The sequence below is a fragment of the Desulfomicrobium apsheronum genome, from assembly GCF_900114115.1.
Lineage (GTDB): Bacteria > Desulfobacterota > Desulfovibrionia > Desulfovibrionales > Desulfomicrobiaceae > Desulfomicrobium > Desulfomicrobium apsheronum.
The window spans coordinates 188,798-202,571 of sequence record NZ_FORX01000002.1; the positions used below are offsets into that span (position 1 = coordinate 188,798).

Consider the following 13,774-nt stretch of genomic DNA (forward strand, 5'->3'; position numbering starts at 1 on the left):
AAATTAGAACGCACCGAGGTTATTTCATGAGGTGGATGCAAATTGCTACACACAGAACGTATCTGCTGTGTCTGACTCTGCTGTTTTTTGTTCAATTTATTTTTTTAGCCATTGATCCGTACCACAGGAAGGATTGGCTCCTGGAAAATGTCCTTGTCGCCATCTTTTTGCTTATTTTACTTCTTACCGCAAAGAAATTTCCTTTCTCCAGAATTTCCTACACGCTGATCTTCATTTTTCTGGCCATCCACGAGATCGGATCCCATTACACGTACTCTGAAGTCCCCTACGATGCTTGGTTTTCGTCTGCCTTCGGCACGACGTTCAACGACCTGGTGGGCTGGGAGCGCAACAATTTCGACCGCATCGTGCATTTCCTCTACGGCCTGCTGCTGGCCTATCCCATTCGCGAGGTCTATTTTCGCGTCGCCCGGGCGGATGGGTTCTGGGGCTATTTCCTGCCGCTCGATTTCGCCATGTCGACCTCCATGCTTTACGAACTGATCGAATGGGGTGCGGCGGAGTTTTTCGGCGGAGACCTCGGGATCGCTTATCTGGGTACCCAGGGCGATGTCTGGGACGCGCACAAGGACATGCTTCTGGCCAGCATCGGCGCGCTTCTGGCCATGCTCATTACCCTGGGCCTGAACATGTATCTGCAGAAGGATTTCGCGCGGGAATGGTCCCGCAGCCTGACGGTCAAGCACCCCGAACCCCTGGGCGAGGACGAGATCGCGCGCATGCTGGAAGGGCAGCGCGGAAGCGACCGGGTTTAGTTCCCGTCCTTATCCGGGCGCTCATTGTCCGCTGGGCTCAGGGGGCGTATTGGCAACGAGGCTGAAAGAAAGGCTGCTCTTTTAAAGGCAGCCTTTTCATTTCAGGATTTGTCGAAATCATCGGGGCCATTTGGTGGGTCTTTTTCCGTCAACTTTGACTTCAAGTGACCATGAAAATAGTCATAAAGGTATTTAATGACTATTTTGCCATGCATATTTTCATTGTGTTTTGACGACAGCGCTGAGGCCACGGGCATCGTCTACAGGGTGATCACGGCCATCCGAGACAATTGGGATCGGGTATGTGATGAAGCCCGGCTCACTCCCGTTGATAAGAATCTGATGTGGCAGCGCCAATTCCTCAATCCGTACTCAATCGGGCGTTACTGATTTTTTTGCCTGAGAAGGCAGTCGCCCGTTGCCGTACTATCCGAACCGCCTGCGGAAGATGATCACCGCGACCGTCAGAGTCCCTGCCGCGATGACCAGCAGCGGGATGGCGCTCTCCAGCACGAATCCAACAGACACGTCTTTGAGAAAGATGCTCTTCACGATGACGATGAAGTGCCGGATGGGATTGATCCAGGTGGCGGTTTGCAGCCACTGGGGCATGTTCTCGACCGGCGAGGCGTAGCCCGAGAGCAGGATGGCCGGCATGATGAAGGCGAAGGCTCCGAGAAAGGCCTGCTGCTGGGTGGCGCAGAGGGCGCTGATGAAGAAACCGACGCCGACCAGGGCCGCGAAGTAGAGCACGCTGCTGGCGTAAATGAGGGCCAGGGAACCCGACAGGGGCACCTTGTAGACGAAGATGGCGGCCAGGATGATGACCGTGGCCTGGAAAAGGCCCACCACCAGCACGGCCGAGGCCTTGCCGATCATGATCATTTCCGGGGTCAGGGGCGATACCAGCAATTGGTCCAGGGTTCCGTGCTCGCGCTCCCGGGCCACGGACAGGGCGGTCAGGATGAGCGCGCTCACGGTCAAAATGATGGCCACCAGGCTCGGCAGGATGAACCACTGGTATTCGAGGTTCGGATTGTAGCGATGACGGATGACCAGTTCCGACGTCGGCGGCCGTCCCTGGGCCAGGTTTTGTTCGTTGAAATACTGGGTGGTGATGTCCTGGATATAGCTGGCCGCGATCTGACTGCTGTTGGAACGGCGGCCGTCGAGGAGCAGTTGCATGGGCGCGGGGAGCCCTGCCGTCGCCTTGCGCGAGAAATCCGGCCCGAAGCGGACCACCGCGATGGCCAGCTGGTTGTCCAGGGTCCTTTCGATCTGTCCGGCTCCGGACAGGTGGATGATTTCCGTGAAGGCCCGGGCGCTGGCGAAGCGCTGGATCAGCTCCACCGAAGGCGTGCCTCCGTCCTCGTTCAGCACGGCCAGGGAGTTGTTCTTCACTTCCAGGGTGGCGGCCAGAGGGAAGAGGATGACCTGCAAAAGGACAGGGATGACCACCAGCTTGCGGCTTTGCGGGTCGGCCAGGAGAATTTGCAGCTCCTTTCTGACCAGGGCCAGGATGCGGCGCAGCCAGATCATGCGTCCAGCCTGCGCACGGTCTTGAGCGCGGTCAGGGTCAGAAAGAGAACGCTCGTGCCCGTCAGGAAGAGGATGTCGGGGATGAGTATTTCCCAGACGTCACCGGCCAGAAAGATGGTTTGCAGTGAGCTGACCAGATAGCGCGGCGGCAGCAGATAGGTCAGGGCGCGCACGGGCGCGGGCATGCTGGCGATGACGAAGAACGCTCCCGAGAGCATGACGGCCGGAAGGAAAGCCACGTTCAGGGTGGTCTGGGCACTGTCGAACTGGTTGCGCATGACCGAGGAGATGAGCAGGCCGATGCCCAGCATGCTGAGCAGGAAGACCGTCGTGACCAGCAGCAGCGCTCCCACCGAGCCCCGGAAGGGCACGCCCATGAGATGCACTGCGCTCAGCGCCACCACGGACATGGAGATCATGCCCAGCACGTAATAGGGCAGGAGCTTGGAGAGCAGCAGCTCGGTTCTGGTCACCGGGGAGGCCAGCAGGGCTTCCATAGTCCCGCGTTCCCATTCGCGGGCCACGACCAGCGAGGTCAGCATGGCGCCGATGACGGTCATGATGATGGTGATGGACCCCGGGATGAGATAGTGTCTGCTGATGGCCGCCGCGTTGTACCAGTACCGGACCTCCACCCTTGCGCCTTGCACGGCGTCCCGGCCCTGATCTTTGGCCCGGGTCTGTCGCCATTCCTGCCAGACGTTCTTCATGAACGCGGCCATGAAGTTTGCCGTGTTCGGTTCGGCTCCGTCGGTGATGACCTGAATGGGCGTCGTTTCCCGGCCCTGGTCCACGATGCGGGAAAAGTCCTGGGCCAGGACCGCGTAGCCCCGGATGACCCCTGTTTCGAGCAGGGTGTCGAGTTCGGCGCGGCTGCCGGGAAATATTTCGAAATAGGTCGAGCCGGTCAGCTTCGCCGTAAATGACGCCGCCACCGGTCCTCCGTCTTCGTCGCACAGGCCCATGCGCAGGCGGGTGGTGTCGAGGTTGAGGCCGTAGCCGAAGATGACCAGCAGGATCATGGGCAGGATGAAGGCAATGACGCCGCTGCTCGGGTCGCGCAGAATCTGGCGTGTTTCCTTGAGACACAAAGCGGACAGCCTTCGCAGGGATACGAATTTCACGAGGCCTCCTGTCTGTGTATGAGCTCGATGAAGGCGTCTTCCATGGTCGGATCGGGCAGGGCGGCCGAGGCCACGTCAGCCTTCAGATCGTCCGGCGGCGCCAGCGCGATGAGCTTGCCCTGATAGATCAGGCCGATGCGGTCGCAGTACTCGGCCTCGTCCATGAAGTGGGTGGTGACCATGACCGTGACCCCTTTTTCCACGACGCCGTTGATGTGATTCCAGAATTCGCGGCGGGTCAGGGGATCCACGCCCGAGGTCGGTTCATCGAGGAAGAGGATGTCCGGTTCGTGCATGGCGGCGCAGGCCAGTGCGAGGCGCTGCTTGTAACCAAGGGACAGGTCGTCCGTCGTGACGCCAAGGAACTGCTTCAGGTGGAAGGACTCGATCATCGAATCCACGGCCTGCCGTTGCCTGGTCCGCGACAATCCATACACTCCGGAGAAAAATTCGAGATTTTGGCGCACGGTGAGCTTGCCGTAGAGGGAGAACTTCTGGGCCATGTAGCCAAGCCGCTCCCTGGCTCTGGCCGGGCTGCGGCGCAGGTCGATGCCCATGACCTCGGCCCGTCCGGAGGTGGGGGCGAGGAGGCCGCACATCATCTTGAAGGTGGTTGACTTGCCCGCTCCGTTGGGTCCGAGAAGTCCGAAGATTTCTCCCTGCCTGATCTCGAAGCTGACATGGTCCGTGGCCGTGAAGTCGCCGAAGCTTTTGGTCAGCTTTTCGGCCTTGATCAGGCTTTCGCGGATTTCGGCTCGCGGCTGCATTGACGCGGCCAGGGCGGATTCACCGCCCGGTCCGCCGCCGAGCAGATCGATGAAGGCGTCCTCGAAGCGAGGCGCGACCTCCTTCCATTCGGCCGGGCCGGAAATATCCAGGGCCGAGGGATCGGGGCGGGCGGCTCCGTCTTTTAGAACGATGCGCAGGTTTCGTCCCTGGATGACCCCGTCACTCACTTCCGGCTGGCAGAGCAGGGTCGCCAGCGCTTGCCTTCTGCGTCCCTCGACGCCGCCGAGGTGCAGGCAGCGTCCCCGCAGGCGGCTGGTGAGATCCTTCGGCTTGCCCGAAAACAGCAGGCTGCCCTGGCTGAGCAGGAACACCGAGTCGCACGCCTCCGCCTCGTCCAGGTAGGATGTGCTCCAGACCACGGCGATGCCCTGATCGGCGAGTTCATGCACCATTTTCCATAATTCGCGTCGGGAAATCGGGTCAACGCCGACTCCTGGTTCGTCAAGCAGGAGCAGTTCCGGTGTGCCCAAAAGGGCGCAGGCCAGCCCGAGTTTTTGTTTCATGCCGCCCGAGAGCCGTCCGGCCAGGCGTTTCGTGAACCTGTGCAGGTCGGTGAAGGCCAGCAGCCGCTCGAAGGTTTGCGTCCGTTCCTTTCCGGTCACGTTGCGCAGATCGGCATGCAGGGTCAGGTTTTCCAGGACCGAAAGATCTTCGTAGAGTCCGAATTTTTGCGGCATGTAACCCACCCGCAGGCGCAGCTCGGGAGCGGTCAAGGGTTCCCGGCCGAGCACGGTCAGGCCGCCGCTGTCCGGACGCAGCAGTCCGGCCATGAGGCGCATGAGGGTTGTCTTGCCCGCTCCGTCGGGCCCGGCGATGCCGGTGATGATCCCGGATTCGATGGAACCCGAGATGCCGGCCAGGGCGGGCGTGTCCAGGCCGGGGAAGGTTTTGCCGACGTCAAGCAGACTGACCGTGGCCATGGTCACTCCGCGAGCTTAACGGTGACGGGCATGCCCTGCCTAAGCCCCTGGTCCGCGTCCAGCACGACGACCCGAAAACGATAGACCAGCGCCGTGCGCAGTTCCTCGGTTTCCACGGATTTGGGCGTGAACTCCGCCCGTGGCGAGACGTCTCCGATCTGCCCCTGATACGGTTCGGGACGGGAGTCGGTGAAGATCAGAACCTTGCGGCCGGGGTGTACGAGGCCGAGCTGTGGTTCGGGCGCATAGGCCCGGACACGAACGGGAGAAACAAGGCTGACGGTCAGGGCTGTGCTTCCGGCCTGCACGATGCTGCCCGGCTCCACGACCCGAGTCAGGGCTACGCCCGCCTCGGGCGCGGTGAGCACCGTGTCGGCAAGCTGCGTGCGGGCCTGGGACAGAGCGGCGCGGGCGGCCTCCAGGTTGGCCTCGGCCTGACGAATCTGTTCGGGCCTTGATCCCGCCAGGAGCAGATTAAGGGCGGCTTTAGCGCTGCCCAGTCTGGCTCTGGCCGCTTCGAATGTGGAGCGCGCGGTGTCGAAATCCTGTCTGGACACGGCCCCGCTGGCGACAAGTTGCCGCTGGCGCTCAAAGATGAGGCGGGCATTGTCGTATGTGGCTTCGGTTGCCGCAAGGTTCTTGCGGGCTTGCTCGATGTCTTCAGGGCGTGCTCCGTTTCGCAGTTCCGACAGTCGGGCTGCATTTGCCCGCACCTGCGCCTCGGCCTGATCCACGGCGTTCTGAAACGGTTCCGCATCGAGTCTGGCCACGATTTCGCCCGCCCCGACCTCGTCTCCCTCCTCCTTCAAGACTTCCCGGACTTTTCCTGCGACCCTGAATCCGAGCCGCGCTTCACGGATGTCGACGTTACCGTGAAAGGCCGGGGGCGTGTTGTCACGCGTGGCGCGCTGGGAGTGCCACAAGTACCAGCCACCGGCGGCCGTGGCCAGGAGAAGAAAGAATACAAGGATGCGTTTCACGATGGATATTCCGGTTTGGGTTCAGCCGGGGCGTTCAGTCCGGCCACGAAGATGTCGAGATTCTCGGCCAGCATGTCGGCCACGGCGGCGGCGCGCTCGGCGTCGTATCCGTCCCAGCCCATGCGCCGAAGCAGGGTTTCCCGGGCCATGACGAAGGACTGCAACTGCCCGATGAGGGTGTGCGCCCGAAGCACGGCCCGGGGCGATTCGGGGTCGTCGCCCGTGATTCGGGCCAGGATGTGCGAGACCATGCGGTGTAGCGGTTCCACGGTGCCCTGGTAGAGGGCCTCGAAAGCGGCCGTGGGCTGGGTCTGTTCCCGGACCATGAGCATGGCGAACTGGGCGGCCTTGGCGTCGGTCAGGATGCCCAGCGCGAAGCCGCGCTGGATGCGCTTGAGCAACTTCAAGGCCTGTTCGGGGCTTGTCTGTGCCTCGTTCAGGGAGTCCCAGGTCTGGCTGGCCTCGCGGACATGGTTGCGGAAAAAGCGCAGCACCGCGTCCAGTACGGCGCCGTACAGGCCTTCCTTGCCGCCGAAGTAGTAGGTGATGGCCGCAGAGTTCTGCCCCGCAACCCGCGCGATTTCCCGGATGGTCACGCCATGGAGTCCCAGATCGGCGAAGCATTGCAATCCGGCTTCAAGGAGCCTGAGCCTGGCGCGGTCCGCCCGGCTGGGTGTGGATTCGTGGAGAAGGTCGATGTTCATGAGGGTGTGAATAAATCATCTGATTGAATTAATCAAGCGATTGATTGTTTTTGAGGGTGGGTGCTGACGTTCGTGGTGAGCTAGTGCGGTCGCAATGTTGAGGAGAGGGGGGAGCCAGTGCAGTCGCCGTGCCGCCGCTGCCGGGCAAGGGCCGCCGAAACTCCCTCGCGGGCCTCGTAGGGTTTCTTTCGTCGCGTGGAGTGCGGCAGGCCCGGGCTGGACGATGAGCGACGAAGAAACCTTGCGATGCCTGGCTCGGTCAGACAGTCGGCGACCCTTGCCCGGCACCGGCGACACGGCTCGGGTGGGAGTCATGGGCGGGACATGGGCGACAAAGAAACCTTGCGATGCCGGGCTCGGTCAGACAGTCGGCGACCCTTGCCCGGCACCGGCGACACGGCTCGGGTGGGAGTCATGGGCGGGTCATGGGCGGGATATGAATGGGAAACATGCGGATGGTGTGTGTTTCCCTGAAAAAGACGTTCGGCAGGACCCGTCGTCGTTCTCAGGGACGGGGGGGAACGCGAAACGCCCGGGAAATCCGGGCGCTTTGTTTGGTGAGAGATCGGGGCTGGATCAGTCGAAGGCCTTGTCCACGGTCCAGACTTCCCAGACCTTGCCGACCAGGCCCGGACCAGGGCTCAGAACCGGTTTGCCGGGTCTCCAGCCGGACGGGGTGGCCTTGGTGCCCTTGCTTTCGCGCACCAGCTGGAAGGCCTGGATCTGGCGCAGGGTTTCGTTGACGTTGCGGCCCACCGGAGGGGTCAGCACCTCGTAGGCCTGCACGTTTCCGTCCGGGTCGATGAGAAAGCGGCCGCGCACGTCCACGCCGGATGCTTCATCGTAGATGCCGTACATCTTGCCCACGTTGCCTCCGCCGTCGGACAGCATGGGGAAAGGTACCTTCTTCGCGGTGATCATTTTCGAAAGTTCGTCGTCCACCCACATCTTGTGCACGAACATGCTGTCCGTGCTCATGGACAGGACCTGCACTCCCAGCTTTTCGAATTCCGCGTGCTTCTCGGCGACCGCCGAGATTTCGGTCGCTCAGACAAAGGTGAAGTCACCGGGATAAAAGCACAGAACCACCCATTTCCCCAGGAATTCGGACAGCCTGACATTGGTGAAACCGCCGTTGAAATAGGCCGGGGCCGAGAAATCGGGGGCTTTCTTTCCTACCTGAATCATGGGTCGCGCTCCTTGGACTGGTGTTGCTGGTTGAACGGTCTCTTCCGGTGCCTGCTCGACCTCGGCTGTTGGCCTGGTGCAGCCTGCCGCCAATTCTTCTCCCATCACTGACCTCCGTGGCTAGTATTGATGATAACGATAGTTCTTTCCATGATGGATAGTATTACCATATTTAATTGACATCGAAAGGACAAGGTCCCTGGCGATATTTCATCAGTCAATGAGGGAAATAGTTGCTCGCAAAGATAAGGGCGCAAAAAAAACGGAGGCTCCGGCGTTGTGCCGAAGCCTCCGTGCAGGGCAGGGAGAGCGGATGAACTAGCTGGCGGCAGGGGCCGGGATGAGGCGTTTGTTGCCTTCCCAGATCTTTTCAGCCTTGGGAGTGACTTTGAGATACTTGAACCACTGGTGACTGGCCATGTGCTCGGGATCCATCTGCAGCTCGCGGCTGTGTTCCATGATGGGCGGCACAAGTTCCTTGATGTCGCCGGACAGGGCCTGGGCCGTGGTGAAGGCCGCCGCCTTGATGGCGATGTCCACTGCTTTCTGGCTGAACTGCTGGGACTTGGCCAGGGTGTCCAGGGCCTTGGTCGGGTTGTGGAAGCCCACGCTGTTTTCCGCAGAGATGAGGTCCCAGAAGAACTGGCCCTTACGGCACATCTCGCGGGCGTCGATCATGAGCTGGTCGTAATCGGCCGGCTTTTCGCCCTGGAATTCATGGGCCATGCGGATGGCTTCATGCGCCTTGACCGAGATGTCCTGGGCGGCCATGAGCTGTTCCCAGACCTTGTCCTGGGTGTAGATGACCCGCTGCTTCAGGTAGTCGGGGCTCTTGTCCGTATGGCACTGGCGACAGGCCTTCATGTCCGGGTCCTTCAAGGGCGAATTCCAGTGGTGGTTGGACATCTTCTTCTTGCCGTCGAGACGGGTGTAGCTCATGTGGCAGTCGGCGCAGCTGACTCCGGCCGCGCCATGCACGCCATTGTACCAGGTCTCGTATTCGGGGTGCTGGGCCTTGAGCATGGGGGTCTTGGACACGGGATGGACCCAGTCCACGAAGTTGCCTTCGAAACCGGGGATCGTGGTGTCGCCGTGCCCCTTGTAGTAGGAATAAATCTGTTCGGGGTCCTTGCCTTCGGCCCAGGGGAAGACGGGCTTCTTGGATTCGCCCTGACCCGGGTCGGTGAAATAGTATTCCACGTGGCACTGGCCGCACATCAGGGCGCGCTGCTCGTTGCGGGAGAGGGTCTTGAAGTCCTTGCCCTCCGCCTTCAGGTGATCCTGCAGGGGCACGGAGTAGAGGCGCAGCTCCATGTTGGCCGGGTCGTGGCAATTGGCGCAGCCGATGGTGTTGTCGTCCATATCGACCTGCTCGCGGAACTGGTTGAAATCCTTGGCCCAGAATTCGTCGCCGTACTCTCCGACCCATTCATTCATCTTGGCGGTCTTGCAGTTCCAGCAGGTGGAGGGCAGTCCGGCCTTTTCGTCGTAGCGGTTCAGGCGGTCGATATGCAGAATGTCCTTGATGGCATAGGTGTGGCCGCGCGCCGCCTTGTACTCGTAGCTGAAGGGGTAGCCGAGCCAGAGGTTCTTCAGGTAGGGCTGGGCGTGCTTGTAGCCTTCGGGCAGGGGGTTTACGTTGTCGTGCTTGTTGTAGGCGACGGATCCGCCATACTCGGTCATGATTTCGGATTCGTTGTTGCGCAGGAACGTTTCATAATGAAGCGGAAATTCAGCCTTGAAGGCGGAGTTCTTGATCTCGTCGGACTTGAGCTTGGTCTTGAACTCCGGAGCCTTTGGTTCAGTCGCTTCGGAACAGGCGCTCAAGGCCAGGGCGCAGCCCACGGCCAGCAGGGCAATAAGGGATCGGGTGTTACGCATCGGCGGCACTCCTTTTGGCTACGGGGATTTTGGGAGAATGGGGCACGTGGCGATGACAGTCGGTGCAGAATTTCTTGCTTTGCATCACGACCGTGGAAGTCGTCGCGCCGTGGCAGCGCTGACAGTTTTCCTGTGTCACTTCTTTGGTTTCCTCGCCCGGATGAATGAGATCCGGGATGGTCTTTGTCACCGTGGCCAGGATGTCACGGGTGCCTTCCTTGGTCTTGAACGGTATCTTGGCCACCAGATTGTGTGGCGCATGGCATTCGTTGCAGGCCAGCTCGGCATGGACCGAGGTCTTGTGCGTAAAGGCCGCTTCCGCCATGGAATGGCAGCTGCCGCAGAAACTGGCCTGGTCCGTCGCGGTCATGGCCAGCGCCGCCCCTACCGTGACCACGATGCCCGCTATGGCCGGAGGCAAGGCGAACCGCCATCCCCGTCCGCTGGATGCATCTTTTTTTCGGGTCATACTCCCTCCTGTGAAAGGTGCTGTGGGATCAACTGGAATGCCTGAGCACGCCGGGTCGTTGATCCGGTGCCGACATTTGTCCTTGGTTCGTATCATAAATCTATCAGGGGTGGGTGGTAAAAGTTGTAACAGAATTGAAACCTGTGTATCGGATAATCCGCGCGCAAGGAGTGTCACGCTCGGCGGCGAATCTGTTTTTCTGGTGTAATTTTAAGAGATAGGCAACCATGACCCAGCAACGCATTCTGATCATCGACGACGACGCGGATATTGTCAAAACCGTGTCAGCCAATCTGGAACTGGACGGATTTCTGGTGTCCAGCGCACCGACCGGAAACGAAGGGCTAGCGGTTCTGCAAGCCTATTCGCCCGATTTGGTGCTGCTGGATCTGAATCTGCCTGACATAGACGGAATAAAGGTCTGCCAAATTCTACGCCGGGAGAGCGACGCGCCGGTGATCATGCTTTCGGCTCGGGACACGGTTGCAGACAAGCTGCTGGGACTCGAGTGTGGAGCCGACGATTATCTGGTCAAACCCTTCAATGCGCTGGAGCTTTCCGCCAGGATACGAACCGTGCTGCGCAGAGTGCGGCGCAGCGAATCGGGTAATGCCAATCGCCAGGGGGAGATCATTCTTGATTACCGCACGCATCGGGCATCGATTCAGGGCCGTGAGGTGAGCTTGACCCGAACCGAATTTTCACTGCTTGAACTTTTCATCACCCATCCGGGCGAGGCCTTGTCACGTGATTTCATCCAGAGTCAGAACTGGGGGGATTCAAAGCTCTATTCCCACAGTCGGGCCGTGGACGTGCATGTGCAGCGTCTGCGCAAAAAGATCGAAGTCAACCCGCAGGCCCCGCGTTTCATTCTGACCGTGGCCGGCGTCGGCTACAGATTCGAACCACGTCCGGGATAGACTGTGGACATTCGCATTCCGGGTGCTGACGGTGTGTCGCGGAGGCATTTTGAAATGACCGGCAAAAAGAATTTGGGGTGGAGAAAGGGGCGGAGGCTTGCCCGGATTTTGGGCAAAAAAAAAGCCCGTCAAGTGACGGGCTTCATCGCGATCGTAGTGTTCTGCTTAGTAGCGTGAACGGCTATCGGAGCGGCTTTCACGGGGCTGCGCTTCGTTGACCTTCAGGTTGCGGCCCTGGCAGTCGGTTCCGTTCAGCGCCTGGATGGACTTGCGTGCACCTTCGTCATCCATTTCCACGAAGCCGAAGCCACGGGAACGACCGGTTTCACGATCTTCAATGACGTGGGCAGAGCTGACCTGACCGTACTGGGAAAACATGGCGTGCAGATCTGCATCAGTGGTCGACCAGGACAAATTTCCAACATAGATGTTCTTAGACAAGACAGTAACTCCAAAGAAAAAAAAGTAAAAAGAAAAACTCTGTTCCTGCGGAAAACAGCTACCGACAGGATTGCGAAATAATGAAAGTGGATTCAAGCTTGAATTCAGATTTTCATTTCCGCCAAAGTCAGCAGTAACTAGGTGGGGCTGAATTTAATGTCAACGTTTATTATTTTTATTTTTTCCGCAACATGATGTCTCGGGTCCAAAAATATATGCAATGGGCTTGAATAGATCGTTTAATTGTTTCCAAACTATTTTGCGTCACGCGCTCGATTTCTCGTGCTTCGCGACGATGCTGAATTGATATGGCCTCGTTGCCGCCTGAATCAGGCATGCTTTTTTGTCGGCAGGGCGCATCGGCCCTCAGTCCTCATCCCTGGCTGGCAAAGTGAAGGTGAAGATGCTGCCGCCCTCCGGGTTGCCCTCGACCCAGATTCGTCCGCCATGAGCGCGTACGATCTGGCTACAGATGGCCAGCCCGAGCCCGGTGCCTCCCGGCTTGCCGGAACGGCCGGAAGATGGCGCGGTGTGGAACTTCTTGAATATGGCCTCCCGTGCTTCGGGCGGTATGCCGGGGCCCTGGTCGCGGACCTGGATCTTGAGTTCGCCTTCCCCGTGCAGCAGGACGAAGCTGACGAGGCCGCCCCTGGGGGAATATTTTATGGCGTTGTCCGTCAGGTTGACGATGACCTGCTCGATGCGTTCCACGTCCACCATGGCGGTCATGGGTCCGGGGGACAGGAAGTGCAGGCGCAACTCGCGTTCATCCGCCAGCGGGGTCATGATCTCCACGATTTCCCCCACCAGTTCGGACATGTCCGCCGGTCCGAAATTCCACTCGATCTTGTCAGCCTCGATGCGGGTGATGTCGAAGATGTCCGTGACCAAGTGCACCAGACGGCGCAGGTTCTTGTCCATGATCTGAAGGTAATCCTGCCTGTCCGAGACGGTTTCCGTGCGGCGCAGGTAGTCGAGTCCGCCCCGGATGGAGGTCAGCGGAGAGCGCAGTTCGTGCGACATGGTGGCCAGGAATTCGCTTTTCAGTCGGTCCAGGGTTTTGAGTTCCTCGTTGGCCAGGGCCAGTTCGCTGGTCGCGTTCTGCACTTCTTCCTCCAGCCTGTCCCGTCCCTCCCGCAACTTGACGCTCATGCTGCCGAGGGCCTGCCCGACCCGGTTCATTTCATCGCTGCCGCCGATGTGGAGTCGCTCCGGGAATTGCCCCCTGCTGATGCCCTTGGCCACGGTCTCCAGTGTGCTCAAAGGATTGAGGACAAGATGGCGGACCAGAAAATACAGGGTCAGTACCGTCAATACGATGAGCGCCAGGGCCGAGGAAAAAAGCTGCAACTTGCTGTTGCTCAGGGAGTCGAGCACATGCTGGACCGGCAGATGGATGCTCAGGCACCCGCTGACGGTTCCGCTTGTGTAGTTTTTGTGGCAGGACAGGCATGTCTCGTCGACATAGAGGGGAGCCGAATACTGGAAGATCGCCTCGCCGTCATGATCGGCGAGGGTATAGTATTCCTTGCTTTCGCCCTGGGAGAAGCTTTTGATGGCCGCCAGTTCGAAGTCGTCGGGCCTGTTTTCCGGATTCATGGGTGCGATGCCCGCCAGTCGGAAGCGGTAGAGATTCTGCCTGTAGGAATAGAGGGAGAGCTGCTTGGTGATCATGGAGGGGGTGAAGCGTTGCAGGACGCCGCGTTCCGTGGGCAGCAGATCGGAGTAGAACCCGCCGCCGCCCTGCGCGCCGGGGGTGTCCTGACGGAGAAATACGCCCTGGCTGTCCGAGACCCATTGCCTGGTCAGGATGATCTGGCGGGTCAGCAGGCGGGCCTGATTGACCACCTGCGACCAGGCCTGTCGCTCTTCGGCCACGCCCTGCCAGAGAAAAATTATACCCAGGAGCGGCACGACGATGCAGATGATGGCCGACACGAATTTGAACTGGAGCGAACCCCTCAAAGCGCGCATGATTATTCCTCCCGGCCCGCAGATGAGCCGGAAAGAGGCTTTCCGTCAACATTTTCGAAATGACCTGGG

General features: G+C 59.9%; 12 protein-coding genes. 2 read left to right on the forward strand and 10 right to left on the reverse strand.

Features of this window, described 5'->3' with window-relative positions; translation table 11 throughout:
* Positions 1-35: 35 nt before the first annotated feature.
* Positions 36-776 carry a DUF2238 domain-containing protein gene (locus tag BMZ40_RS02980; RefSeq protein WP_245751015.1) on the forward strand — a complete coding sequence of 247 codons (741 nt, stop codon included), beginning with the start codon at positions 36-38 and terminating at the stop codon, positions 774-776.
* Positions 777-1,202: 426 nt separating this feature from the next.
* On the opposite strand, the gene BMZ40_RS02990 is transcribed toward BMZ40_RS02980, so the two are convergent.
* The 8 genes from BMZ40_RS02990 to BMZ40_RS03025 all read right to left on the reverse strand — a co-directional run bounded on the left by BMZ40_RS02990 (position 1,203) and on the right by BMZ40_RS03025 (position 10,370).
* Positions 1,203-2,315 (reverse strand): ABC transporter permease, encoded by a 1,113-nt coding sequence (locus tag BMZ40_RS02990; protein ID WP_092372645.1) that lies wholly within the window; start codon positions 2,313-2,315, stop codon positions 1,203-1,205.
* Entirely contained in the window at positions 2,312-3,439 is a 1,128-nt protein-coding gene (locus BMZ40_RS02995; protein ID WP_092372646.1) for an ABC transporter permease, read from the reverse strand. Before BMZ40_RS02995 ends, BMZ40_RS02990 begins: the two co-directional genes overlap by 4 nt.
* A complete protein-coding gene (locus BMZ40_RS03000; protein ID WP_092372647.1) occupies positions 3,436-5,148 on the reverse strand; it encodes an ATP-binding cassette domain-containing protein in 1,713 nt (570 codons plus the stop codon). Before BMZ40_RS03000 ends, BMZ40_RS02995 begins: the two co-directional genes overlap by 4 nt.
* A gap of 2 nt (positions 5,149-5,150) precedes the next feature.
* Complete coding sequence (gene hlyD, locus BMZ40_RS03005) at positions 5,151-6,128, reverse strand: secretion protein HlyD (RefSeq protein WP_092372648.1); 978 nt, start codon at positions 6,126-6,128, stop codon at positions 5,151-5,153.
* Positions 6,125-6,832 carry a CerR family C-terminal domain-containing protein gene (locus BMZ40_RS03010; RefSeq protein ID WP_092372649.1) on the reverse strand — a complete coding sequence of 236 codons (708 nt, stop codon included), beginning with the start codon at positions 6,830-6,832 and terminating at the stop codon, positions 6,125-6,127. The genes hlyD and BMZ40_RS03010 overlap by 4 nt, the downstream gene beginning before the upstream one ends.
* A gap of 576 nt (positions 6,833-7,408) precedes the next feature.
* Positions 7,409-8,125 carry a thioredoxin-dependent peroxiredoxin gene (gene prxU, locus BMZ40_RS19870; protein ID WP_092372650.1) on the reverse strand — a complete coding sequence of 239 codons (717 nt, stop codon included), beginning with the start codon at positions 8,123-8,125 and terminating at the stop codon, positions 7,409-7,411.
* A gap of 213 nt (positions 8,126-8,338) precedes the next feature.
* Positions 8,339-9,901 carry an ammonia-forming cytochrome c nitrite reductase subunit c552 gene (locus BMZ40_RS03020; RefSeq protein ID WP_092372651.1) on the reverse strand — a complete coding sequence of 521 codons (1,563 nt, stop codon included), beginning with the start codon at positions 9,899-9,901 and terminating at the stop codon, positions 8,339-8,341.
* Positions 9,894-10,370: a cytochrome c3 family protein gene (locus BMZ40_RS03025; protein WP_092372652.1), complete on the reverse strand. Its 477-nt coding sequence runs from the start codon at positions 10,368-10,370 to the stop codon at positions 9,894-9,896. The genes BMZ40_RS03020 and BMZ40_RS03025 overlap by 8 nt, the downstream gene beginning before the upstream one ends.
* A 227-nt stretch (positions 10,371-10,597) precedes the next feature.
* Between BMZ40_RS03025 and BMZ40_RS03030 the strand changes: the two genes are divergently transcribed.
* A complete protein-coding gene (locus tag BMZ40_RS03030) occupies positions 10,598-11,290 on the forward strand; it encodes a response regulator transcription factor (RefSeq protein WP_092372653.1) in 693 nt (230 codons plus the stop codon).
* A 165-nt stretch (positions 11,291-11,455) separates the two neighbouring features.
* On the opposite strand, the gene BMZ40_RS03035 is transcribed toward BMZ40_RS03030, so the two are convergent.
* Complete coding sequence (locus BMZ40_RS03035; RefSeq protein WP_015774269.1) at positions 11,456-11,731, reverse strand: RNA recognition motif domain-containing protein; 276 nt, start codon at positions 11,729-11,731, stop codon at positions 11,456-11,458.
* A 366-nt stretch (positions 11,732-12,097) separates the two neighbouring features.
* Positions 12,098-13,705: an ATP-binding protein gene (locus BMZ40_RS03040; RefSeq protein ID WP_092372654.1), complete on the reverse strand. Its 1,608-nt coding sequence runs from the start codon at positions 13,703-13,705 to the stop codon at positions 12,098-12,100.
* Between the last annotated feature and the right edge of the window lie 69 nt (positions 13,706-13,774).

Bases quoted from the DNA above. Each gene is read 5' to 3' on its own strand.
- BMZ40_RS02980 (WP_245751015.1), top strand. From the start codon at position 36: ATGCAAATTGCTACACACAGAACGTATCTGCTGTGTCTGACTCTGCTG.
- BMZ40_RS02990 (WP_092372645.1), bottom strand. From the start codon at position 2,315: ATGATCTGGCTGCGCCGCATCCTGGCCCTGGTCAGAAAGGAGCTGCAA.
- BMZ40_RS03000 (WP_092372647.1), bottom strand. From the start codon at position 5,148: ATGGCCACGGTCAGTCTGCTTGACGTCGGCAAAACCTTCCCCGGCCTG.
- BMZ40_RS03010 (WP_092372649.1), bottom strand. From the start codon at position 6,832: ATGAACATCGACCTTCTCCACGAATCCACACCCAGCCGGGCGGACCGC.
- BMZ40_RS03020 (WP_092372651.1), bottom strand. From the start codon at position 9,901: ATGCGTAACACCCGATCCCTTATTGCCCTGCTGGCCGTGGGCTGCGCC.
- BMZ40_RS03025 (WP_092372652.1), bottom strand. From the start codon at position 10,370: ATGACCCGAAAAAAAGATGCATCCAGCGGACGGGGATGGCGGTTCGCC.
- BMZ40_RS03030 (WP_092372653.1), top strand. From the start codon at position 10,598: ATGACCCAGCAACGCATTCTGATCATCGACGACGACGCGGATATTGTC.
- BMZ40_RS03040 (WP_092372654.1), bottom strand. From the start codon at position 13,705: ATGCGCGCTTTGAGGGGTTCGCTCCAGTTCAAATTCGTGTCGGCCATC.